The following is a 22274-nucleotide window of genomic DNA, read 5'->3' as shown; positions in this document are numbered from 1 at the left end:
TGGCCCGAGCCCCGCGACACTCCTTCGAAATCACAGCGGAGCCGTCCTTCATGTCGAAAAAAGTACTGATCATCTATGCCCATCCCGAGCCTTCGTCGCTAACGCGGCAACTGGTGGATGTGTCTGTTGAATGCTTGACTGCGCAAGGACACGAGGTCCTGCAATCCGATCTATACGCCATGGGCTGGAAAGCGATATTCGACGAGCACGACTTTCCTCAGCGGGCCAACCCTCAGCGGCTGTCGTTCGGAGCAGAGTCCGCCCACGCCTATCGTCATCGCCGCCAAAGCCCTGACGTGGCGGCGGAGCAAGACAAGGTTCTAGCGGCAGACGTTGTCATCTTCCAGTTTCCGCTTTGGTGGTACGGCATGCCGGCCATCATGAAGGGGTGGATAGATCGCGTCTGGGCAGCCGGACTCGCCCACGGCTACAAGGACGCTGGCAACGCCTACCGCTATGGTGACGGCGCTTTCAAAGGCAAGCGGGCCATGTTGTCAGTCGCTGTCGGCGGCCCCGCAGAAGACTACTCGCCGCGCGGCATCAACGGACCACTCGAGCAATTGCTGTTTCCGATCACGCACGGCTCGCTCTACTTTCCTGGGTTCGATGTGCTGCCGACGTTCGCCATATACGGCACTGGCAACTTGACCGCCGCAGATGCCATCGCAGCCAAAGAGGCTTGGCGCACCCGACTCGAGGATTTGTTCACAGATGCGCCAATACCTTTCCGGCCCCAAAACGGTGGGGACTACACTTCCCGCAATGAGCTTGAACCGCATGTGGCCGTGGGCCAGAGCGGCATAATGGCGCACGTCGCTTATGGTGAAACAACCCAGCGCAAGCAGCTGAAAACGGAGGAGGTGACATGAAAACCTTCGTGATTCTGACTCGCCGTGCTGATGGAGCGGCAGAAGACTTCAAGCGGCTGGCGAAACCGGAGGTATTGCACGTTTGGCAAGGCTTCGCTGACGGTATCGTGCGCGCAGTTCATGGGCTGGCCGCTGGTCCCGGTGCCGCGTTTGAACTGGAATCCGCCACCTTCGAAGAGGCGCGTGATTACATCGAGGCGCTGCCTTACGTCAAAGGGAATCTGCTACACGTGCAGTACTGCGCGCTCAAGCCCTTCTCTGATTACGAGAAACTCGTTTCCTCCTGATGAGCGATCAGCGCAGATCAACTTCCGTTTGCAGGGCGCTGCATGCTGCAGCCAGATTTTACGCGCAACATGCAGCGTCAGGCCGGGACTCGTCTGATGCGAAGAGGGCTGGTACTGGCGGCTTCTGCCGTTTCCGGCCTGTTGCGAAGGCCTGTAATTGACTCATAGCCCCGCTTTGACTCCCGCAGCCTGCCTGATTGCAGATAAAAATTTTACGGAGAATTTACGCAGTCTTTATTGAGGGCATCCGATACTGCTCGGCGCTAATTTGGAACGCTATCGTGATGTCCCTCGCAGCAATTCGGCTTATCGGCTTCATCTTGGGTATTTTTTTGATCACCCTGGCGGTAAGCATGGCTATACCCATGATGACGCTGGTGGTCTATGAGCATAGCGACGATCTGTCGGCCTTTCTCTGGTCGAGTCTGATTACCTTCATCTGTGGTCTGCTGTTGATCGTGCGAGGGCGTCCGGAGACTGGCAATCTTCGGCCCAGGGACATGTACCTGCTGACTACCGCGAGCTGGGTTGTTGTGTGCGCCTTCGCAGCGTTACCCATGGTTTTCATCAGCGATATCAGCTACACCGATGCGTTCTTTGAAACGATGTCGGGCATCACAACCACTGGCTCGACGGTACTCACCGGTCTGGATAGCGCCTCTCCCGGCTTGTTGATCTGGCGTTCCATGCTGCATTGGTTAGGCGGCATCGGTTTTATCGGCATGGCTGTCGCGATTCTTCCGCTCTTGCGAGTTGGCGGCATGCGTCTTTTCCAGACTGAGTCCTCGGACTGGTCGGAGAAAGTGACACCACGTTCTCATGTCGCAGCCAAGTACATCCTTTTGCTCTATCTGGGCCTGACGGGTGTCGGCACTTTGGCGCTCTGGCTCGCAGGAATGACGCCATTCGAAGCGATCAACCACGCAATGTCGTTGATCTCTACCGGCGGGTTCTCGACGTCGGACTCCTCCCTAGGGCACTGGGAGCAGCCAGCAATTCACTGGGTGGCGGTAGTCATCATGATCTTGGGCAGCCTGCCATTCACCTTGTACGTCGCAACCTGTCGGGGCAATCGGCGTGCGCTGATCAGGGATCACCAGGTACGCGGGTTTATTGGATTCCTGCTCGTCACATCGTTGGCAGTAGGTACCTGGCTGTATTTGCACAGCGACTACGGATGGTGGGACGCGTTTCGTATCGTGGCGGTCAATGTGACCTCGGTCGTCACGACCACCGGAGTTGCGGTTGGCGACTACACCCTGTGGGGCAGCTTCGCTGTGTTGTTGTTTTTCTATTTGACCTTCGTCGGAGGCTGTTCCGGCTCAACGGCAGGCGGGCTGAAAATCTTCCGTTTTCAGGTGGCTGCCGCGCTTCTGGTCAGCAGCTTGAAGCAGTTGATCCATCCCCGGGCCGTGATTCAGAAAAAATACAATGGCCATCCCATCGACGAGGAAATCGTCCGTTCGCTGCTGACCTTCTCGTTTTTCTTCACCATCACGATTGCCGCCATCGCTTTGGGCCTGGCGCTGATCGGGCTTGATTGGATCACCGCCCTGAGCGGCGCCGCTACGGCGGTGTGTAACGTCGGCCCCGGCCTGGGCACAATCATCGGGCCGGCAGGTAATTTCTCGTCACTGCCCGATGCGGCCAAATGGCTACTCACCGTTGGCATGCTGCTAGGCAGGTTGGAAATCCTGACGGTGTTGGTGCTCGTGACCCCGGTCTTCTGGAGATATTGAGCCAGTCAATTGCTGGCAGAGACGCCGATCATTGCCTGTTTCGGCGAATAGCACAGCAGTCATGGTTTTACCGCGTGATGATCGTCAGTACGGGGAGCGTCCATCGGTTTCTTCTCCGGTACTGTAAAACTCACTGTCGTACTGGTGATGATCTGGTGCGTCGGGTCGGCCACTTCCAAGAGAACCTTGTGAGGACCGGGCGTTAGCCCGACCAGGATAATCGGGTCTTCACTGGTGTGCGCCCACGTACCTTTCCAGTCATCGACGGTCACGTGAAGGTGACCTAAGCGTGGTGATACCTCAGCAGCCACTTTGCCAAATACCGGCATGATCCTGGCGTGCTCTGTTCGAAACTGGATGATGACCACTCCACGGGCGAGCGGCTCGGCAAGCGGCGGGTAGGCAATGAGTCTCGGCGCACTCTCGGATGCCAAGGGCAGTATCGCCGGTGGAGAGTCGCTGTCTGCTGCCCCTTGTCCAAGTACGGATGTGCAAAAGCAGACACCCAAAGCCAGGGCCAATAGACTTCCGGGAGCGAGGGACATGATCTGTTTCTCCGCGTGATTTCATTCAAGCGTAGATCAACCTGGGTATGCCCGTAGTTAACGGTGCCCGCGGTAACGCGGGCACCGTTTTCTGTGTGGGGAAAAACGCTGACCCGCCGGTTTACCAGTTGTAGCTCAGCTTGGCGGTAATCTCGCGGCCCGGGTTGTAGAAGTTCGCGGTGCCGGAGCCGACCACATGCTGCTCGTCCAGCAGGTTGCTGACGTTCACCGCCAGGTCGGTGCCTTTGGCGATCTTGTAGTTGAAGGCGGCGTCGAACAGGGTGGTGCCATCGCTTTTGCCGGAGTTGGCTGCATCGAAGTAATAAGCGCCGACGTAGCGCGCACCCAGGCCCACGCTGACATCGGTGGCGGGTACGTCGTAGTAACTCCACAGCGAAGCGGAATGCTTGGGTGCGGTGGCGAATTCGTTACCCTTCAGCGAGCTGCCGTCGTACAACGAACCGCGCAGTACCTCGGACTCCATATAGGAATAGCCACCGATCAGGCTCAGGTTCTGCGTTACCTGCGCCTTGGCCTCCAGGTCGAGGCCACGCGCGCGCGATTCGCCCACCGTCTGCTGCTCGATGATGCCGCTTGGCAGCACCACGGCGATGGTGACGTTTTCCTGGGTCAGGTCATACACCGCGGCGGAGAACAATGCGTCCATCCCCATCGGCGCATACTTCACGCCCACTTCGTATTGCCTGCCTGTCTGCGGTGTTACGCCAACCTGCGGCGGCGAGACGGATTCGACCATGCTCACGTAGGTTGATACTTCATCGTTGACGATATAGGTCAACGCACCTCGGTAGGAGGTTTCGGAGAAGGTGTCTTTCTCAGTGGATTGCAAGCCTTTGCTGGTCAGGTCCATCGAGTCGTTGCGCACGCCCCCGGTGACGATGAAGCGCTCGTAGAACGACAGGTTCTGCTGAAGGAAGACGGCTTTGGTAGTCGCGTCTCGCTTGTTGACGGCATACGGCGCGATTGAGCGTGGAACGCCTGTAAACACGGGGTTGGCAATGTCGATCGGGGTCGTCAGGGCGTAGACCGAGCTTTCCTTGGTGGTCGAATCGAGGTATTCCACGCCCACCAGGCTGCTGCTGTCGATGTTCTCGAAGCGGGCATCGTATTGCAGCATCAGATTGCCGTTGAACTGGTCGGCGTCAGTGTCCGTGCCAAACAGGTATCGATCGACGGTAGTACCGACACGTGCGGCACTGTCGCTGAGGTACACGTAGCCGAAATCATCGGTCAACTTGCTGTAACGCAGATTGCTGCGCAGCACGAAACCGTTGTCGAAATCATGGGTGACGTTACCGCTGAGGCTGGTGCGCTCGACATCGTGGAAGTTGTAGCTGGGCTCGCCATAAAACTTGCTGCGGTCGTATTCCCGATCCAGTGGATAGCCGCCGCTGTTGGGCGAACTCTCGGTTTTCAGGTAGTCCAGAATCATCGTGGCCGACGTGTAATCCGTCGGTGCCCAGGTGAGGCCACCCATAAACAACTGGTTATCGTCCTGCGAGTGATCGTACTCGCGATCGCTGTTCTGGCCTTTGGCAGTAAAGCGGCCGGCCAGGGTTTTTTCGTCGTTCAGCGCATCGCCGACATCGATGCCTGTCTCGACATGGTCAAACGAACCGTAGGTCACATAGCCTTGGCCAAATTTCTCGAAGCGCGGCTGTTTGGTCACGAAATTTACCGAACCGCCCGGGTCCGCAGGGCCAAACAGGGTGGAGTTGGCGCCACGCAGAATCTCGATGCGCTCATAGGCGAATGGGTCTTCGCGTACGCCGCGCATCGAGCTGAGGGTCAAGCCGTCACGGTAGGTGGTGGCCTGGAAGCCGCGGATTTGGAAATAGTCGTTGCGATCATCCGTACCATAAAAGTCGCTGACCACGCCCGGCGTGTATTGCAGCGCTTCTTCCGTGGTGCTGACGCTGCGTTGCTGCATTTCCTTATTGGTCACCACCGACACAGATGCCGGTGTATTGAGAATGCTGGTGGCCACCTTGCCGCCCACCCAGAGCTCCTTGGCAACCACCGAGTTGGCGTCGTCGTCGGCACTGACCCGGACCTTGGCATTGATGATGAGCGGGGCGAGGCGGTAGTCCTCGACGGCCGTTGCGTCGAGTTCCAGCGGGCCGGCGGTTTTTGCTTGAGGGGTCAGCAGGTAAGCATTCGGGCCTTGCTGTTCGACCTGCAATTCGCTTCCCTGGAGCAACGATGACAGCGCTGCCGATGTATCGAGCGTACCATTCACGCCAGCCGTGGTGCGGTTCGCCACACTCGAGGCGTCGAAGGAAAGGCTGATGCCAGCCTCGCGCGCAAAGCGGTCAAGCGCCGGCGCCAGTGGGCCGGGGGCGATATTCCACTGTTTGACTTGATTGCTGTGATCAGCGCCCGAGGTTTGCGCCAGCGATGGCAATGCGTAGCTGCTGACGATCAAACCCAGGATCGCACCGTGCATGGCACGACTTAGTGGATGGCGCTGTGAAACCGGGGACGAACTCATTTTCTCGCTCCAAGAAAGGACATCGGCAGACTGGCCTGTATTCCGGCCTTCCTTACAGGTCGAACGAGAATGAGAAACCACCTCATTATTTTTCAGGAAGCGAAAAAATATTCGGGTGGAGTCAGGTGGCAGCGGTTACGGTGACCCAATAACGGGTTCGGTAATCAATGTGCAGGCGCAGTGACTGCGCGATCAATGCCAGGACCCGATCGTTGTCGGCGAGCTGGAAGGTGCCGGAAACGCGTCGATCAGCGACCTCTTCGGCGCAGCGCAGGACTCCTGGGCGATAACGCGACAACTCTGCGATGAAGTCACCAAGGCGCATATGGTTCGCACTGATCACACCGTCACCCCAAGCCCATAGATCAAGGCCGATGTCCCTGAACGTTCGGGTGTCACTTGAGGTGAACAGCAGTTGGTTTCCTGCCAGGACGTTGCGGCTCGCAGACGCTTGACCGGAACCGGGGAAAACCGTGACTGATCCTTCCTGAGCTGCGACCAGAGTGCCGTCGTCACGCTCGCGGACCAGAAAGCGCGAGCTGTGGGCTCGCATGATCCCGTCGCGTGATTGCACCCACAACGGTCGCGCTTGCGGCGAGTGTTGATCCGCACCAACATTCACGATGATTTCACCTCGGCGCAGGATGATCAGGCGCCGCTGGGCGTCGAAATCGCTGTCGACGGCGCTATCGCTATTGAGCTGGATAAGGCTGCCATCGTCGAGTTGGAAACGTCGTTGCTCGCCGGTGCTGCTGCGTTGCTGCGCGAGCATGGAGGGCAGGGGGGTGTAGTCGCGGCCGAGCCAGGCTGCCGTGCCGACCGTCGCCAATACGCCCAGTAGCTTCAGGCTTTCCCGCCGGCGCATTCCATGCCGGGCGCCCTTAAGGGTTTGTCGAGCCAGCTGAGCTGGCACGCCTTCGAATTCATCGCCAAGCGTTTCCACACGCTGCCACGCCAATCCATGCTCCGGGCGCTGCTGCAGCCAGTGCTCGAACGTGCGCTGTGTCTGTTCATCGGCTTGATTGAAGCGAAGGCGCACCAGCCATTGGATCGCCTGCTCGACAATCGCCGGATCCAGCGCCTCGGGCTCAGGCCTCGACATAACGCAAGCGATAGCAGTGTTGCAGGGCCGTGGCCAGGTCGCGCTCCACCGTCGCGCGGGAAACACCGAGCTTTTCGGCGATTTGTGCGCAGGTCAGACCGTCGAGTCGGGCAAATAAAAACGCCTGACGAACTCTTGGTTTCAGCGAGTCAAGCAGACGGTCTATGCGCTCGAGCGCATCGAGAATCATCAGCCGGCTTTCTTCCGAGGGAACCTCGTGTTGCGGCAGCAAGGTGATGCTTTCCAGGTAGGCACGTTCGAGTTCGCGACGACGATACTGATCAATCATCAGACCGCGGGCAATGCTGCTCAAATAGGCGCGTGGCTCGCGCAGGGCGCCGGACTGATGGCGGTGTTTGAGCACACGGACGAAAGTGTCCTGCGCCAGATCTGCGGCGTTGTCGCGACAGCCGATGCGCCGAATCAGCCAGCCCTGTAACCACGAGAAGTGGGTGCGATAGAGCAGCCCTGGATCTGCAGTACCTAGTGTTTCGTCGCTACGCATCGGCATCCCGGGACATACATGATTGATAATGAATCGCATTCTACTCAGGCGTTGGGCCATCAGGCAAATGCGTCGCGCGTAGTGTCTGTTTCGGGCGAAATGACGCCCCGGGTTTCTCGGGAAAAAGTGCCACCATCAGATGCTAATGCGCCGATCCTCCTGATCGATAGCTGGGCTTCGAAAATGAGTTTGCATGCTTGGACTGATCTGAGGGACATGCACGGAAAAGGGGTGTCCGATATTGCATGAAGACGGCAGTTTGTTCGTGATGGATCGAACAAGCATCCGTTAAACACGGTTCATGAATAATCGCACCACGGTTTGCGACTTTTTCTTTAGCGCCAACGATTTCAGGATGTAGGCAACTACAACAAGGAGTCACCTCATGTTTGCCGGATTCCTCAAAGACCAGCGTCATGTCAACGGTGTGGACATTGCCTATCGCATTGGCGGGAGCGGGCCGGGCCTGCTGTTGCTGCACGGTCACCCTCAGACCCATGTCATTTGGCACAAGGTTGCCGAACAACTGGCCGAGCATTTCACCGTGATTGCCGCCGACCTGCGCGGTTATGGTGATAGCGGTAAGCCTCTAGCCAACGACGACCACACCAACTACTCCAAACGCGAAATGGCCAAGGACGGTGTCGAGCTGATGAATTCCTTGGGCTTCGAACGCTTCTCTCTGCTGGCCCACGACCGTGGCGCCCGCGTTGCCCATCGCCTGGCGTTGGATCATCCCGCTGCAGTGCAACGAATGGTGCTGCTCGACATCGCGCCAACCTTGTCGATGTACGCCCAAACCAACGAAGCATTTGCCCGCGCGTACTGGCACTGGTTTTTCCTGATCCGCCCGGCACCATTGCCGGAAACCCTGATCGAAGCCGACCCCGGAGCCTATCTGCGCAGTGTGATGGGCAGTCGTAGTGCGGGGCTCAAACCGTTTACTCACGAAGCTTTCGGCGAATACCTGCGCTGCCTGAAACTTCCGGGCGCCGCCCGGGGTATCTGCGAGGACTATCGCGCCAGCGCCAGCATAGATCTTGAGCATGACCGTGCCGACATCCAATCCGGTCGTCACCTGAGTCTTCCATTGCTGGTTTTATGGGGCGCCGAAGGCACGGTCGGTCGTTGCTTCGAACCGCTCAAGGAATGGCAACAGGTCGCCACAGATGTTCGTGGCAAGGCGTTGCCCGCCGGCCATTACCTTGCTGAAGAAGTCCCAGAGGTATTGCTCGCCGAGGCAATGGCTTTCCTGCGTTGACACCCGCCTTTCACTGATATGAAACAGCCTTGCGCCGCAGGACATTATTGGCCGGGAAAGTGCGGCCTCGGCTCGCTGCTGCCGCTGCTGAAGTTGATCGGAACCTTCTATGTCACGGCATTCATCTTCATTTCTTGCGTACTTGGCAGCATTGCCCACTACGCCGGCTTCAATATTTTCAAACTGTTGGCGTACATCAAGGCCGAACTGCTCATTGTGCTTGGCACCAGCTCTTCAGAATCGGTGCTGCCGCAGCTGATTCAAAAAATTCGTAGTGGCGGCCTGGGAGGGTGAAATGGATCGCAGCAAGATGGCACCGATCGCCCTCAAGCGCGGCCGTCAGTCAAGAACAGCCGCAGCGGCTGCCAAGCTTTCCCCCGAATAGGCCGCCCCCGGCACAGATTCCATTCTGTTGGCTCATGGCGCCAGTACTACGCCGCTTTGAATCGCAACACAGTGTCTTGGCGTTGTTCTGCTCAAGATATGACCTCCCCACAAATGAATGTCCTACAAAAGCACTTACGATCATTCACGAGTCGTGCACAACGCCTTCACCTTATCGCTATTGATAGAGAATCAGCGGCAAAAATAAGCTGTTGACATACCGCACCCATATTCATGCTTAGACCGGAAAAGAGCCCATTCAATGAATAAGCCAAGAACGCTCTACCAGAAACACATCGACAGCCACACTGTTTGTGCTCTCGATGATCAGGGTCATGTCCTTTTATACATTGACCGCCAAGTCGCTAATGAATACACGAGTCCACAGGCCTTTAGCGGTATACGCGAAGCAGGCCGCCAGGTTTGGCGCCCGAGCGCGACTTTGGCGGTGGTAGACCACGTTAACCCGACTGCTCCAGTTCGTATTTCCACAATGCCAGATGCAGGTGGCGCACAGCAGGTCTCGTACTTCGAAGAAAACTGCCGAGACTTCGGAATTGAACTGTTCGATATTCTCGATAAACGTCAGGGTATTGAGCACGTCGTAGCGCCCGAGCAAGGCTTCATACTGCCAGGCATGATCGTCGCAGCCGGTGACAGTCATACCACGACCTATGGTGCATTGGGCGCGTTTGGTTTCGGCATCGGCACCTCCGAAATAGAACACTTGCTGGCATCACAGACACTGGTCTACAAGCGCTTGAAGACCATGCGTGTAACGGTGACCGGTTCACTCGCTACCGGCGTCACCTCCAAGGACATCATCATGGCTCTGATCGAAAAGATCGGAGCTTCGGGCGCCACAGGTTACGCAATTGAGTTCGCGGGGCCGACGATCAATGACCTCAGCGTTGAAGCCAGGATGACCATCTGCAACATGGCTGTAGAAGCTGGTGCGAGAGGCGCCTTCATGGCACCGGACGAAAAAGTCTTTGCCTACCTGCAATCCAGGCCCCGCGCACCTCAAGGCGAGATGTGGGAGCAGGCAGTCGCGAAATGGAGAGGACTGCATAGCGACGAAGGTGCTCTGTTTGATTGTGAAGTCACTCTCGATGTTGGTGCGCTGGAACCCATGGTCACCTGGGGGACGAGCCCTGATCAGGCGGCGCCGGTTGGAAGTCGTGTACCCGATCCCGCCAGTCAGACAGACCTCATATTGCGTCAGGGCATGCAACGAGCCTTGGACTACATGGGCCTGGTACCCGGAATGCCGCTCAGCGACGTGATGATCAGCCATGCGTTCATTGGTTCCTGCACCAATGCCAGGATTGAAGACTTGCGTGATGTTGCACGAGTGGTGCGCGGTAAACGAGTCGCTGCCCATGTGCGAGCAATGATCGTCCCGGGATCGACCTTGGTGCGTAGCCAGGCGGAAGAGGAGGGGCTCGCGCAGATTTTCCTGGATGCGGGTTTTGAGTGGCGGCAATCAGGCTGCTCGATGTGCCTGGCCATGAATGATGACGTGCTCGCACCCGGTGACCGGTGTGCATCCAGTACCAATCGCAATTTTGAAGGCCGGCAGGGCGCCGGTGCGCGCACCCATCTGATGAGCCCCGCGATGGTCGCTGCGGCGGCGATTACCGGGCATTTGACTGACGTTCGATCTTTCGCTCTGGAGGCATGAACATGCAACCTTTCACCACGGTAATCGGCAGTGCAGCACCGTTTTTGGCTTCCAACATCGACACCGACGTCATCATGCCCAAGCAGTTCCTCAAGGGGATCGATCGCAAGGGGCTGGACCAAGGCCTGTTCTTCGATCTGCGATTTCTTGAGTCCGGCGAACCCAATCCAGAGTTCATTCTCAATCAGCCCGCCTGGAACGATGCCGCTTTTCTGGTGGTCGGGCCAAACTTTGGTTGTGGATCAAGCCGCGAGCATGCCGTCTGGGGCTTGAAGCAAGTCGGTATCAGAGCACTCCTTGGCACCAGCTTCGCCGGTATTTTTTATGATAACTGCCAGCGAAATGGGGTGCTGGCCATCCAGGTGTCCGAAGCGCAGCTGAAACAAATTGCAGGCGTTATCAGCAACGCAGCAACAGCGAAGATCAACGTGAATCTGCCAGAGCAAACGATCGAATTAGCTGACGGTGCAGTTATTCACTTTGAGATTGATCAATTGCGTAAGCAGTCGCTGTTACTCGGTCTGGATGCCATTGGCACCACGCTTCAGCGTACCGAACAGATTCGCAGCTTTGAAACTCGGTATCTGTCGGAGAATCCCTGGTTGTGATCCAGATGGAAACAGTGTCGACGGTAGATCGCATGCTGAGATCTACCGCCAGGGCATCACTCAACCGATAGATGGCGAAAATACTCTTCGAGAAACTCGACACAAACCCTCAATTTCGCCGACTCACTAAGTCGGGTGGGGTACACAGCCCATACGTTCGCACTTTGAGTGTATTCGTGAAGTACTTGCACCAGTCGTCCTTGTTCCAGCATCGGTTTAACGTCCCACATCGACCGCAACAAGATCCCTCCACCGCTCAATGCCCACTCCAGAACAATCTCACCGTTGTTGGAGGACAAAGGGCCGCTTACGCGCACCGACTCTTCGTGTCCGTCCTTTGTCAGGTTCCAGACGCCGAATGCGTTATTTCGCTCTTTGAGTACCAAGCAATCATGGGCGGTCAGGTCATCTAATGAGTGAGGCATGCCTCGCCGCTCCAGATACTCCGTAGTTGCACACAGCACTCGTCGATTGCTTACAAGTTTTCGCCCCAGGTGCTGACCAGGCAGGTCATCCCCGACACGTATCTCAAGGTCAAACCCTTCGCCGACGATATCGACTACACGGTCAAACACGTCCAGACGGATATCGAGTTTCGGGTAGGTCTGCGATAGTTTGCAAATCGCTGGTGCTACGTGGTTACGTCCAAAACCGAAGCTGCTGCAAATATGCAGCGACCCTGTAGGTTGATGCCGCGCTTCGGATATTTCACCAAGAAATTCCTGGAGGTCTCCCAGCAGTTTTTCTGCCCATTGCCGGGCTCGTTCGCCGTCGTCGGTCAGCGCAATACGTCTTGTTGTGCGGTGCAGCAGCTTTGTGGCAAGAGTCGACTCAAGTACGGAAATGCGTTTGCTTATGTAGGCAGGTGAATAACCCAACTCTTCAGCGGCATTCGCGAAGCCGTTTTTTCGGATAACAGTAAGGAAGACCTTTAAATCTTCCGGCAACGGAAACTGCTCACGATTCGTGTTCATATACCGAATAAAGCCGCCATTTACCTGTAGTGCGGGAATAATAACAGCGATTCAGGCTATCAGCGTTCTATGGCTCTGAGTCTCTATATGCGATACCCACCCTCTCACCGCAATGGCTGTTCACAGCTGACGTCGAGCAGGGCAGGGTGAGTACCGTACTCGACAACTATCAGACCAGCGCGCTGCCTGTCAGCGCCGTACTCAGCCGCGAGCGCCGACGTTCAGCGCGGACAATGGCGTTCATCGATTTTCTACGCGAGCAATTGTTGTAGAAGCGCCTTGTGATACGCCGTCCGCTGCTTTCTTCTCCGGGACCCTAAAACTGTCTGATGACAGTCCCAGGTCGATTACTGCCGTATTTTTCCATCTACCAGACATTTGGTGCGGCCGAGTATTGGCACGGCAGCACGTGCCGGGGAGATCAGCTCATGAGCGTACGCCTGCGGCCTGCTGCAACCGCCGTACCGCGTCTCGGGCCTGGGCGCCGAGTTCGGCCAGGTCGAAATCAGGCAACTGGTCGTCGTGTACGGTCAACCGGCCACCGACCAGCAAGGCGCGCAAGGTCGGGCGTCCTCCGCCCACCACCGGCCCGATCGCCGGGTCATGCAGGCCGAAGTATCGCGGCTGGTCCAGGCGGTAGATCGCCAGGTCGGCGGCCATGCCCACTTGCACGCTGCCCACGGCGTCCAGCCCCAGCACCCGAGCCCCGCCAGACGTACCCCAGCGCACCACGTCTTCCACCGTGGCCGCGCTGGCACCGCCTTCCTCGTCACCGCCGGCATAACGCGGGCGGGCCCGTTCGCCAATTCTGGCCCGTTGCATCAGCCAGGCGGCGTGGGTTTCGCTGATCATGTCGCAGGCCTCGTTGGAGGCGGCGCCATCCACGCCAATCGACACTGGCATTCCCGCAGCCTCCATACCCACCACATCGGCAATGCCACTGCCCAGGCGGCCATTGCTTTGCGGGCAATGGGCAATGCCCGTACCGCTGGCCCCGAGCATGCGGATTTCCTCGGCGTCGAGTTTCACCAGATGCGCGAACCACACGTCCGGCCCCAGCCACTCGTGCTCGGCACAGAACGCCACTGGCGACATGCCGTGGCGTTGCTGCACCTCATTTTGATATTCGACGGTTTCGCTCAGATGGCTGTGCAGGCGAATGCCCAGTCGCCGGGCGACCCGGGCGGTTTCGCGCAGGTGTTCGGCAGGCATGGAGTAGGGCGGGCTGGTGGGCGCCATCACCACCCGCCGCCAGGCATCGGCGGCCGGGTCGTGGTAGCGCCGCACCAGACGCTCGACGTCGTCCAGGTATTGCTCCAGGGTCTCTGGCCCAGCCACGGACTTGCCTTCGGCTTGCCGTGCTTGCGTGGCGCCGCCACGGCAGAGGACAAACCGCAGCCCCAGCCGTTCGGCTTCCTCGAACAGCACCTCGGCACTGTCAAAGTCCATGCCCGGCAAGTACAGGTAATGGTGGTCTGCGACGGTGGCGCAGCCGGATCGTGCCAATTCGACCAGGCCAATGCGCGCGGCGAGGCGAAAGCTGTGCTCGTCAAACGCGCCGCGATAGCGATAGGGCACGGCACCCAGCCAGGCTCCCAGGCTCTGGTCGATACCTGCGGGAATGCCTTTGAGCAGCGACTGAAACAGGTGATGGTGGGTATTGACCCACGCCGGGTAGACCACGCAATCGGTGGCGTCCAGCACTCGCTCACCGGGCTGGGGTTGCAGGGCGCCGATGGCGCTGATGCGGCCGTCGACGATACGGATATCAGGCCCGGCATGGCGCGCCGCCGCGCCGGACAAACCGGTGAGGATGGCGCTGGCGTTACGTACCAGCCAGCTATTTTCAAGCTTCATGTGAGGCTCCATACGCCGCACCTGCGGCGGATTCAAAGGGTCAGCCGAGTTCGCTTTCATGCCAGTTGCGCAGGCTCAACCGGGCCAGCACGGCCATCAGGCTGAATAACGCGACACCGGTCAAGGCGATCAGCAGCAGGGCAGCGAACAGCCTTGGAATATTCAGTTGAAAGCCGGCCTGGAGGATCTGATACGCCAGCCCTGCACCGGTGCCCCCGGTGCCGGCAACGAACTCCGCCACCACCGCGCCGATCAACGCCAGCCCGCTGGCGATGCGCAGCCCGGCAAAAAAACACGGCAGGGCGCTGGGAATGCGCAGGCGCAACAGCACTTGCCAGCGGCTGGCGCGGTTCAGGCGGAACAGATTGAGCAGGCCGGGGTTGACGCTGCGCAAACCGAGTACGGTGTTGGCGATGATCGGGAAAATCGCCACCAGGGTCGCGCAAATAATCAACGCCAGCGTGGTGTTGCTGCACCAGATGATGATCAGCGGTGCCACGGCCACCACCGGCGTCACCTGCAACAGGATGGCGTAGGGAAACAGGCTGGCTTCCAGCACGCGGCTCTGCACAAACACAAACGCCGCCAGGGTGCCGATAAGCACCGCCAGGGCAAACGAGAAAAAGGTGATCTTCAAGGTCATCCACAATGCACCGAACAGCATCGGGCCATCGCTGATCAGGGTACGGCCGATATCGACCGGGGAGGGCACCAGATACACCGGCACCTTCCAGGCCACACATGCCAATTGCCACAGACCCAGCAATACCGCGCCGAGCAGCAGCGGCGAGACGATGCGCAACACCGTGGGGTGACGTAACCAGGGAGTAAAGGACGAGTTCATGATGATCGGGCTCTCAGTGAAGTCAGCAAGAATCGCCATTGGCCTCGGCCAGGAGCTGGGACAGACGTGCGCACTGCGCGATAAAGGCCGGGGAGGTGCGGTAGGCCTCGTCTCGTTCCAACGGGCCGTCGATTTCGATGTCGGCGATTACTCGGCCCGGGCGCGCACCCATCACCACCACCCGCGATGACAGGTAGACGGCCTCGAAAATGCTGTGAGTGACGAACACCACGGTCAGGTCGCGGCTGGCCCACAGCTGACGCAGGTCGCTGTCGAGCTTGTTGCGGGTGAACTCATCCAGGGCGCCGAAGGGCTCGTCCATCAGCAGCAGATTGGGCTCGGTGGCCAAGGCCCGGGCGATGGACGCGCGCATTTGCATGCCGCCGGACAGTTCCCGCGGGTACACCTGGCTGAAGCGGTCCAAGCCGACAAGGGCAAGGGCGGCGTCGACCTTTGGCTGGCTCTGGGTTTTCGGCACATTGGCCAGGTCCAGCGGCAGGCGCACGTTGTCGCTAACCTTCGCCCATGGCATCAGGGTCGCCTCCTGGAACACCATCGCCAGGCTTTGCCCTTGGGTCGGGCTGGCCGGGCTGTCCTTGCCCCACCAGCGCACGTGGCCGGCGGAGGGCTTTTCGAGGCCGGCGAACATTTTCAGCAGGGTGCTCTTGCCGCAGCCCGACGGGCCGAGCAATGAAACGAACTCGCCGCGCTGAATGGCCAGCTTCACCCGGCTCAAGGCCTGGGTGCCGTTGCTGTAGGTTTTTTCCACCTGATTGGCGAACAGCGGTGTTTGCACGCCGACGCTGTCGCCCCGTGGCAACGCCTGTGGCAGGGCGTTGGCCCCAGTTATGGTTTGCATCAACATAGCGCTCTCCCCTTGGGTCATGAGCGTCCGGTAAAGCCCCGGCACACCGGGGCGCTGACTTCAATGGCTGAGGAACACTTCACTTTCACCGTGAGCTTCGAGCAGGCCCAGCAATTGCCGGCGAATCACCAGGCCAGGCTTGTCCGACGGCATGTGCAGTTCCACTCGCCGGCGAGTATCGACACAGGCGTCGTAATCGGTGGCTTCGAGGATGTCGCGGTCTTCGGCGGTGATCGCTGCGTCCCAGTCGATCAGTTCCTGGGTCGAGCATTGCTCTTCGCTGTCATTGCGGTACAACCACTGCACCAGCATCAGGCGCCCGTCTTCCATGGGCGTCGCGCAGTTGTAGATGATGTGGTGGATGCCGCTGTCCGGGTACATGCAGCCAAAGCGCCGGGAGAAGGGCAGGTAATAGCGGTTGATCAGGTGGCGCTGGGTGATCGGCTTGCGAGTGCCGGTGATGCGATAGCTTTCCTCAGGATTGCGGATCGGCACACGGGTCTCCGCCTCGAAGCCGTAGTCGGTTTCGCGAAACTCGTAGCCGGCCGGCGCGGGCTGGTCGAAAAGGCCGAAGTTGGCTTTGTGGACGAAGGAAAAATGCGAGTTGTCAAAGGAGTTTTCCATGACCCGCAGCGGGCTGGTTTTCCACTCTTCATAAAACTGGAAGATGCGCCGGTAGCCCGGGGCGCCATCCTCGGGAAACTCAGGGATTGGTTGCAGAGGATCGTCGAGGGCGACCCAGGCGTAGCCGTATTTTTCCTGGCAGTGAAAGGCCTGGACCGAGGCGCCCGGCGGAATCATGCCAGCGGGATTTTGCGGGATCTTCACGCAGGTGCCGGTGCAGTCGTATTCCCAGCCGTGATAGCCGCAGGCGATGTTGCCGTCCTCGCTGACAAAACCTTTCGAGAGCTTGGCGGTGCGGTGGCAGCAACGGTCGCGCATGGCCACCGGGGTGCCGTCGGGGCGCTTCCACAGCACCAGCGCCTCACCCAGTAAAGTGAAGGGCTGCGGGCCGGCATCCAGCGCGGTCATGGGCAGCAGGGCATACCAGAAACGGCGCAATACAGGTTGTTTGGTGACCAACATAACAAGTGTCCTCACGGTATTCATTCAGCCGGCTCTTGGGCTCGGGCTCTGGGTTCAGCAGTCTTGCAATCTGGCTCAGCGGCTGGCGGACTGTTCGGCGCCAGGCAGTACCTTCAAGTCCTCGACGAAGCGCGTGGTGTAGGCCTTCTGCCAAGGCGCATCGGCACCGAGCAGGCCGGCGTCGACCATGAAGTTTCGGGTGGCCTGCCAGCGCGCGTCGCTCATCACGCCGATGCCTTGGGTGGCGGCATCACCGCCGGTGACCAGGCGATATTGCTTGAGCGTCGACAACCCCCAGGCGAGCAATTCATCGCTCATGTTCGGGTTATCAGCCTTGATCAGGTGGTTGGCGCTCGGGTTGTCGAGGTAGCGCTTCCAGCCCTCCATCGAGGCGCGAACAAAGCGCTGGACTCGCTCAGGATGCTGATCGATCACGTCCTGGCGAGTGGCCAGGGTCGAGCCGTAGGGCGGGTAACCAGCGTCGGCAAACAGGAAGAAGTTGGCTTTCTCCCCGGCCTTCAACGCCTGGAACAACTCGGAGCTGGCATAGGCCTGCTGCGTGGTGTTGGCGTTCGCGAGGAAGGGTTGCAGGTTGAAGGTGTAGGGGCGGGCCTGGCTGTCCTTGAGCTGATATTTTTCCTTGAGCCAAGGCCACCACGTTTGCTGGCCGGAGGTGGACACCAGCACCTGTTTGTTCTGCAACGCATCCAGGCCGCTCACATCGGCATGGGTCAGCAGGCCCTGAGGATCACCTTGAAAGGGCGCGGCCACGGCCACCACCGGCAGGCCTTGCTCCACACTTTTGAGAATCTGCAAGTCGTAGTTGACGATGAAATCGGCCTGCTTGTTGAGCAGCAGCTGCATGCCATTGACCTGCGGCCCACCCATGCGGATGGTCACGTCCAGGCCTTCTTTTTCATACAGGCCATCCGCCAGGGCCTGGTAAAAACCGCCCTGTTCGGCTTGGGCATACCAGGAAGTGAGCAGCACCACCTTGTCATTGGCCAAAGCCAGTGGAGACGCGATCAGGGCGGCGGGCACAAGCGCCATGGCCAGTAGCGAGCGAAGCGGTTGACCCAAGGCAAAGCGAATTTTCATGATGTGTTCTCCACAACGATTCGAAAACCGCCGCGCGCCAATCGGCACGCCAGCGAGGGACCGATTGGAGAGAACAGGGGAGAGAGGGCGCGTATGCGTAGTTACACGGCTGACACTTCTCTCTTGCCCGGGGCGCTGGCGCCGCGTTCAAGCATCCAATCGGACGTACGCCCACAGGGAGGGGCGCAAGAGCAATGCCCGGTGCCATTGCTGGCACTGACCGCTTCTACTCGAAAGCAGTCATAGCCAAAAGTGTGCCAAGCCGTCGCAGGCCCGCCCTCACGGGATCCGGCGGGCGAGGCAATTAGCAGGAGGTGGGCAGGCGATTCGCAACGGTGCGAATTCAAGTGGGCGCGCCTCAATCTGGTGCGCGACCGATGGCTGCAAAGTATTCAGTTTTACGCATCGATTGTGCTGAATGAGGGTTGAAGATTGTATTCGCTCAGTTGGCACAACCCCTGCTTAGTCCGGAATCGAGTAGAAGCGGTCAGCACAGAGGGGCTCTCAACAGGACCCGAGGTGCAGGGCATTGCTCTGGCGGCATTACGCCGCGTACCCGGCAAGGGTCGCCCCTCGTTAACTTGAGGGCCAGAGCAGCTGCTTGATCCGCAGCTCGGGCGTGCCTTGCCGGTGATATCCGCTAATCACCTGGCAAGGGCAGCCCATGAAAGCATCGCGTATTCCATTACTTGCACCTTCACAGCTGCGTCGCAGCCTGGCGCCGCTGTTAGCTCTGGCCAGCGCCGGCGCCGAAGCCGGCCCTTTGTTGTGGAACGACAACAGCTTGAGCTACCTCTACGGCCAGCATTTCAAAGTCGACGGCACTGGCGACGATACTCAGCAAACACTGAGCTTCGAACACGCCAGCGGCTGGACGTGGGGCGATATCTTCATGTTCGTCGACAACAAATGGTCCAGTGGACTCTCGGGTGCCGACGGCCATTCCTACTACGGTGAATTCTCCCCACGGCTGTCGCTGGGCAAAATCAGTGACCGCTCCCTGAGCTATGGCATCGTCAAGGACGTCCTCATCGCTGCCACCTACGAGCGCGGTGAAAACCGCAATCGCAAATACCTGCTGGGTCCCGCTGTCGACCTCGTGCTTCCAGGCTTTGATCGCTTTTCCCTGAATACCTACTACCGCAAACCCGACGGCATTACCGGTAAGGCCTCAGGTCAATGGCAGATCAACCCGACCTGGTCCATGACCCTCCCGGTGGGTCGCTCCGACATTCTTTTCGACGGCTATCTGGAGTGGTACGTCAACGACGTCGGCAACAAAGGCACTTCCAACTATGTGGCCAGGAGCTTTCACTTCAACCCACAAGTCAAATACGACGTGGGCAAGGCGCTGGGGCAACAGCAAAAACGTTTTTATGCGGGACTTGAGTGGGATTACTGGTCGAATAAATACGGGATTGAAGACACGAGCGGATTCCCTACCGACCAGAACGCGTTGAGTCTCTTGCTCAAGGTGCATTTTTGACGGGGGCCGATCGCCAATTGCAAAAAGCGGCCTTGACGCACCACCTCGGCAAACTGGCGAAATCGGTGTTCATCGCCGCTACTCCTGCGCTGCCAGCGCCTCAATCAGTTCTTGGGTAGTCACGATTGAATGAGCGAAAGTCGGCCCGTTCAACTCGTGGGCGGCGTGCATCATTTCTGCACGGAATGCGGCGGTCGCATCGCGCACCAGCGTGACGTGGTAGCCCAATTCCGAGGCGTAGCGGGCGGTCGCTTCGATGCAGGTGTTGGCGAGCAGGCCGACGATGATGACGTGGGTGATGCCTTTCTGCTTCAGGCGAAAATCAAGGTCGGTATTGGCAAAGCCGCTGGCGCCCCAATGTTCCTGCACGACAATGTCGCCGTCCTTCGGCGCGAAATCGGGATGCCATTCGCCGCCCCATTCACCACGTGCGAAGTGGTGCATGTGCATGATTTTGCACTGGGTCGGTGTTGGATGATCCCAGCCTTCGTAGTCGCCATGTTCCCAACGGTGGTGCGGCACGATGACCACCGGAATGTTCTGCGCTCGTACGGCGCGATCGAGGGCTCGCAGGTTGTCGAGCAGCCCGACCTGTTCGGCAATCGGCTTGATCAAGGGGAAGACCTTGCCGTTTTCCGAGAGAAAATCGTTGTACGGATCGACCAGCAGATAAGCGGTGCGGTTCAGCGGATAAGGGGCGTTCGACATGACGATGTACTCCACGCAAGTTGAGTGACCGATGCGGTGGGCTTGCCCGGGCATCGTGCTGATCAATAGCTTTGTCAGGCTGTGGCGGACTCGCGGGCCACTTGCCTGAGGATTTGTTCGTATTCCGTGACTGAGAGCGATCCGGACACCAACTGACGACCGTTCAGCACCATGGCCGGGACCGAGTTGATCCCGCGTTCAAGGTAGAAACCTTCAAGTTCACGGACCTCGTGAGCGAACGCCTCGCTAGTCAAAATCTCGCGGGCGCGGGTGGTTGAAAGTCCCGCTTCACCGGCCAGGCGCACCAGTGTTTCGTGGTCGCTGGGGTTCTCGCCATTGGTGAAATAAGCCTCGATCAGGATTTTCTTCAGCACGACCTGGCGGCCTTCCTGCACGGCCCAGAGCAGAAGGCGATGGGCATCGAAGGTATTGTAGAAATGGCTGCGCTTTTCCAGGTCGAACTGAAAACCGATGGCTTTGCCACGCGCGACGATCATTTCATTGCGCGAAGCGACTTCTTCGGCGCTGCGCCCGTATTTGCGCATCATGTGCTTGATGGCGTGCTCGCCCTCGGCCGGCATGTCCGGGTTCAGTTCGAAGGGCTTGAAGGTCAGCTCCACGGCAACCTCGCCAGCAACGTTCGCGATGGCTTGTTCCAGCGCCGTGGCGCCGAGTGCGCACCAAGGGCACACCACATCCGACACAAAGTCGATACTGACGGGGAACGTCATTTCTTCGACTCCGTCAGTTGTTGGCGGTACTCGGTGGTGGTAATTCCGGCATAGCCCCAGTTGTCGGAGTCGACCTCTTCAATAACGATATGGGTGAGGTGCGGGTCCTTGTTGAGGACGGTTTGCATGGTTTTGGTGATCTCGGCGATGACTTGAGATTTCTGTTCTTTGGTAACGCCGTCGCGAGTGATACGAACGCTGATGAAAGGCATGGGATAAGTCTCCAGTAGGCGCCCCATCGATATGAAGAGGGGAGCAGTGGGATGGACTTTAGAGTGTTGCGTTCAGGGGATAAATCAGGGGCGGAGAACATCACTTATAACGCGATGTAATCAATAAAACTGGGGGCTTTGCAGAAGGTAAATCGCCCTCCCTGGCTGCAGGCGCGGGGAGGGCGAATGCTACGGCGGGAGGAATCAGTTTTGCGCTTTGCTCATGCGGGTAAATAGCTCGGTGGGTACTTTCTTGCCATTGGAAATGTACTGGTTGGTTCTGAACTTGTAGACCTCACCTTCCGAAAGAAAACCATCGTGGTTGGTGTCCATCGCTTTGAATTCTTCACCGCCCTGAGGTGCCACGGTCAGCAGTTCTTTTTGAGAAACAAGGCCATCATGGTCGGTGTCTGTGCGAGCGAAAGAGTCGTCGCCACATTTGCCTTCACCGCACTTGCCTTCGGCAGTAGCGGACTTGTCGCTGGCTTCGCTGGCCCCGCATTTGCCTTCGCCACACTTGCCTTCGCCGGTTTTATCGGCCGATGCCAGTTGGTAGCCTTGGGGCAATGGCTCAACAGCAAAAGCGGCAGGCGATGCCAGGCTCATGCCGCCGGCTAAAGCGATAGCGGCCAGGCCAAGACTGGTTTTGTTCGACATTGGTTTACGGTACATAGTGCTTCTCCAGATGGTTTGCGCGGCGAGGCCGCGGTTCATGCCACAGGGCGGATAGACCCTCAAGGAAGTTCGAGGCGAAAGGCGCAAGCGTCTTCCACTTCGATACAGCGTCCTTGTTCGGGTAGGCCTATTGAGCGGGAGTCATGTATCGGCGATGTATCGGCGAGCGGAGCATTTGTAAGCCAATCCCAAGACTTCGCGTTTGGGTACATAGAGATACAAAAACCGACCTCAGCCTTTGC

General features: G+C 58.7%; 22 protein-coding genes and 2 pseudogenes. 10 read left to right on the top strand and 14 right to left on the bottom strand.

Annotated features, from left to right (window positions below; translation table 11 throughout):
• Window positions 1–50: 50 nt before the first annotated feature.
• The 3 genes from PS14A_RS12690 (at window position 51) to PS14A_RS12680 (ending at window position 2895) form a co-directional block, all read left to right on the top strand.
• Window positions 51–869: an NAD(P)H-dependent oxidoreductase gene (locus PS14A_RS12690; protein ID WP_137213620.1), complete on the top strand. Its 819-nt coding sequence runs from the start codon at window positions 51–53 to the stop codon at window positions 867–869.
• The gene (locus PS14A_RS12685; protein ID WP_137213619.1) at window positions 866–1156 is read left to right on the top strand and encodes a hypothetical protein; all 291 of its coding nucleotides are present in this window, start codon (window positions 866–868) and stop codon (window positions 1154–1156) included. The genes PS14A_RS12690 and PS14A_RS12685 overlap by 4 nt, the downstream gene beginning before the upstream one ends.
• Before the next feature lie 284 nt (window positions 1157–1440).
• A complete protein-coding gene (locus PS14A_RS12680) occupies window positions 1441–2895 on the top strand; it encodes a TrkH family potassium uptake protein (RefSeq protein ID WP_212616354.1) in 1455 nt (484 codons plus the stop codon).
• 59 nt (window positions 2896–2954) lie between these two features.
• Here the strand turns inward: PS14A_RS12680 and PS14A_RS12675 are convergent, their stop codons facing one another.
• The 4 genes from PS14A_RS12675 to PS14A_RS12660 form a co-directional block, all read right to left on the bottom strand.
• Window positions 2955–3440, bottom strand: coding sequence for a DUF6130 family protein (locus PS14A_RS12675; protein ID WP_212616353.1), 486 nt, complete (start codon window positions 3438–3440; stop codon window positions 2955–2957).
• Window positions 3441–3561: 121 nt separating this feature from the next.
• The gene (locus tag PS14A_RS12670) at window positions 3562–5952 is read right to left on the bottom strand and encodes a TonB-dependent siderophore receptor (protein WP_212616352.1); all 2391 of its coding nucleotides are present in this window, start codon (window positions 5950–5952) and stop codon (window positions 3562–3564) included.
• A gap of 121 nt (window positions 5953–6073) precedes the next feature.
• Window positions 6074–7054, bottom strand: a complete 981-nt coding sequence (locus tag PS14A_RS12665; RefSeq protein ID WP_212616351.1) for a FecR domain-containing protein — start codon at window positions 7052–7054, stop codon at window positions 6074–6076.
• Complete coding sequence (locus PS14A_RS12660) at window positions 7041–7559, bottom strand: sigma-70 family RNA polymerase sigma factor (protein ID WP_051600722.1); 519 nt, start codon at window positions 7557–7559, stop codon at window positions 7041–7043. Before PS14A_RS12660 ends, PS14A_RS12665 begins: the two co-directional genes overlap by 14 nt.
• Window positions 7560–7577: 18 nt before the next feature.
• On the opposite strand from PS14A_RS12660, the gene PS14A_RS12655 reads away from it, so the two are divergent.
• From PS14A_RS12655 to leuD, 5 genes and pseudogenes are all read left to right on the top strand, one after another.
• The gene (locus PS14A_RS12655; protein ID WP_212616350.1) at window positions 7578–7808 is read left to right on the top strand and encodes a hypothetical protein; all 231 of its coding nucleotides are present in this window, start codon (window positions 7578–7580) and stop codon (window positions 7806–7808) included.
• A 136-nt stretch (window positions 7809–7944) separates the two neighbouring features.
• Window positions 7945–8820 carry an alpha/beta hydrolase gene (locus PS14A_RS12650; RefSeq protein WP_212616349.1) on the top strand — a complete coding sequence of 292 codons (876 nt, stop codon included), beginning with the start codon at window positions 7945–7947 and terminating at the stop codon, window positions 8818–8820.
• 54 nt (window positions 8821–8874) lie between these two features.
• Window positions 8875–9205 (top strand): annotated as a pseudogene (locus tag PS14A_RS12645) (cation:dicarboxylase symporter family transporter); the annotation flags it as partial.
• 261 nt (window positions 9206–9466) lie between these two features.
• The gene (gene leuC / locus PS14A_RS12640; RefSeq protein ID WP_212616348.1) at window positions 9467–10888 is read left to right on the top strand and encodes a 3-isopropylmalate dehydratase large subunit; all 1422 of its coding nucleotides are present in this window, start codon (window positions 9467–9469) and stop codon (window positions 10886–10888) included.
• Window positions 10885–11496 (top strand): 3-isopropylmalate dehydratase small subunit, encoded by a 612-nt coding sequence (gene leuD / locus PS14A_RS12635; RefSeq protein ID WP_212616347.1) that lies wholly within the window; start codon window positions 10885–10887, stop codon window positions 11494–11496. Before leuC ends, leuD begins: the two co-directional genes overlap by 4 nt.
• A 56-nt stretch (window positions 11497–11552) precedes the next feature.
• Here leuD and PS14A_RS12630 read toward each other — a convergent pair whose 3' ends face one another.
• A complete protein-coding gene (locus PS14A_RS12630) occupies window positions 11553–12470 on the bottom strand; it encodes a LysR substrate-binding domain-containing protein (protein ID WP_133337689.1) in 918 nt (305 codons plus the stop codon).
• Between the two features lie 98 nt (window positions 12471–12568).
• Between PS14A_RS12630 and PS14A_RS12625 the strand changes: the two are divergent.
• Window positions 12569–12742 (top strand): annotated as a pseudogene (locus PS14A_RS12625) (LysR family transcriptional regulator); the annotation flags it as partial.
• A 154-nt stretch (window positions 12743–12896) separates the two neighbouring features.
• Here PS14A_RS12625 and PS14A_RS12620 read toward each other — a convergent pair.
• The 5 genes from PS14A_RS12620 to PS14A_RS12600 form a co-directional block, all read right to left on the bottom strand.
• Window positions 12897–14327, bottom strand: a complete 1431-nt coding sequence (locus tag PS14A_RS12620) for an amidohydrolase family protein (RefSeq protein ID WP_212616346.1) — start codon at window positions 14325–14327, stop codon at window positions 12897–12899.
• 40 nt (window positions 14328–14367) lie between these two features.
• A complete protein-coding gene (locus PS14A_RS12615; RefSeq protein ID WP_122610653.1) occupies window positions 14368–15171 on the bottom strand; it encodes an ABC transporter permease in 804 nt (267 codons plus the stop codon).
• 22 nt (window positions 15172–15193) lie between these two features.
• Window positions 15194–16036, bottom strand: coding sequence for an ABC transporter ATP-binding protein (locus PS14A_RS12610; RefSeq protein ID WP_212616345.1), 843 nt, complete (start codon window positions 16034–16036; stop codon window positions 15194–15196).
• A 60-nt stretch (window positions 16037–16096) separates the two neighbouring features.
• Entirely contained in the window at window positions 16097–17122 is a 1026-nt protein-coding gene (locus PS14A_RS12605) for an aromatic ring-hydroxylating dioxygenase subunit alpha (protein ID WP_212616344.1), read from the bottom strand.
• A gap of 75 nt (window positions 17123–17197) precedes the next feature.
• Window positions 17198–18220 (bottom strand): ABC transporter substrate-binding protein, encoded by a 1023-nt coding sequence (locus tag PS14A_RS12600; protein ID WP_212616343.1) that lies wholly within the window; start codon window positions 18218–18220, stop codon window positions 17198–17200.
• Window positions 18221–18884: 664 nt separating this feature from the next.
• Between PS14A_RS12600 and PS14A_RS12595 the strand changes: the two genes are divergently transcribed.
• Window positions 18885–19706 carry an outer membrane protein OmpK gene (locus PS14A_RS12595; RefSeq protein WP_137213603.1) on the top strand — a complete coding sequence of 274 codons (822 nt, stop codon included), beginning with the start codon at window positions 18885–18887 and terminating at the stop codon, window positions 19704–19706.
• Window positions 19707–19784: 78 nt separating this feature from the next.
• Here the strand turns inward: PS14A_RS12595 and PS14A_RS12590 are convergent, their stop codons facing one another.
• The 4 genes from PS14A_RS12590 to PS14A_RS12575 form a co-directional block, all read right to left on the bottom strand.
• Window positions 19785–20414, bottom strand: a complete 630-nt coding sequence (locus PS14A_RS12590; RefSeq protein ID WP_212616342.1) for an isochorismatase family cysteine hydrolase — start codon at window positions 20412–20414, stop codon at window positions 19785–19787.
• Between the two features lie 74 nt (window positions 20415–20488).
• Window positions 20489–21145 (bottom strand): DsbA family oxidoreductase, encoded by a 657-nt coding sequence (locus PS14A_RS12585; protein ID WP_212616341.1) that lies wholly within the window; start codon window positions 21143–21145, stop codon window positions 20489–20491.
• Window positions 21142–21357, bottom strand: a complete 216-nt coding sequence (locus PS14A_RS12580) for a 4-oxalocrotonate tautomerase family protein (protein ID WP_212616340.1) — start codon at window positions 21355–21357, stop codon at window positions 21142–21144. Before PS14A_RS12580 ends, PS14A_RS12585 begins: the two co-directional genes overlap by 4 nt.
• 204 nt (window positions 21358–21561) lie before the next feature.
• On the bottom strand, window positions 21562–22029 hold the full coding sequence (locus tag PS14A_RS12575) for a hypothetical protein (protein WP_212616339.1): 468 nt from the start codon (window positions 22027–22029) through the stop codon (window positions 21562–21564).
• Window positions 22030–22274: the final 245 nt, after the last annotated feature.

Origin of the sequence: Pseudomonas sp. 14A, assembly GCF_018132745.1 — a bacterium.
Lineage (GTDB): Bacteria > Pseudomonadota > Gammaproteobacteria > Pseudomonadales > Pseudomonadaceae > Aquipseudomonas > Aquipseudomonas mercuritolerans.
This window is presented reverse-complemented; position numbering and strand designations above follow the sequence as displayed.